The organism is Mucilaginibacter angelicae, from assembly GCF_042434235.1.
In the GTDB taxonomy this organism is placed as follows: Bacteria; Bacteroidota; Bacteroidia; order Sphingobacteriales; family Sphingobacteriaceae; genus Mucilaginibacter; species Mucilaginibacter angelicae.
The window spans coordinates 1-627 of record NZ_JBHLTS010000030.1; the positions used below are offsets into that span (position 1 = coordinate 1).

The 627-nt window shown below is 46.6% G+C and carries 2 tRNA genes and 1 rRNA gene; all 3 read left to right on the forward strand.

From position 1 onward, the window contains the following. Positions 1-101 (forward strand): 16S ribosomal RNA (locus tag ACFFGT_RS19125); the annotation flags it as partial. Between the two features lie 234 nt (positions 102-335). Beyond that, a tRNA-Ile gene (locus ACFFGT_RS19130) sits at positions 336-410 on the forward strand. A 92-nt stretch (positions 411-502) separates the two neighbouring features. After that, positions 503-576: transfer RNA gene (locus tag ACFFGT_RS19135), tRNA-Ala, on the forward strand. The last annotated feature ends 51 nt before the right edge of the window (positions 577-627 follow it).

The window sequence follows — 627 nt, forward strand, 5'->3', positions numbered from 1 at the left end:
AAGTGCGTAACCGCAAGGAGCGTCCTAGGGTAAAGTCGGTAACTGGGGCTAAGTCGTAACAAGGTAGCCGTACCGGAAGGTGTGGCTGGAATACCTCCTTTCTGGAGCAGTTTCCCTTAGTAGCTTGGGACTGTTACCTACATGATATTTCTTAAAACAAAAAAAGACAAGAAGAAACACCCAGAAGATGAAGCCATCGATGTGGGCCAGCCGTTGAGGCCAGGACACAGTAGGCAGTCTTTAGTGGGCAGTAAGCAGTTAGCAGTTGGCAACAAGAGCTGACTGAGGGCAGAATAAACACTGCACACTGCAAACTGAACACTGCAAACTAAAATAGTCCTGTAGCTCAGCTTGGTTAGAGCACTACACTGATAATGTAGGGGTCAGCAGTTCAAATCTGCTCGGGACTACATAGGGTTCATTGGTTCAATGGTTCATTAGTGGATTGGTAAAGCACCAATAAACGAATGAACAAATGAACAAATGAACGAGCCCATCTAACGGGGGATTAGCTCAGCTGGCTAGAGCACCTGCCTTGCACGCAGGGGGTCAACGGTTCGAATCCGTTATTCTCCACAATGCAGATTCGCAAATGTGAAGATATGCAGATATGCAAATGAGAAATCA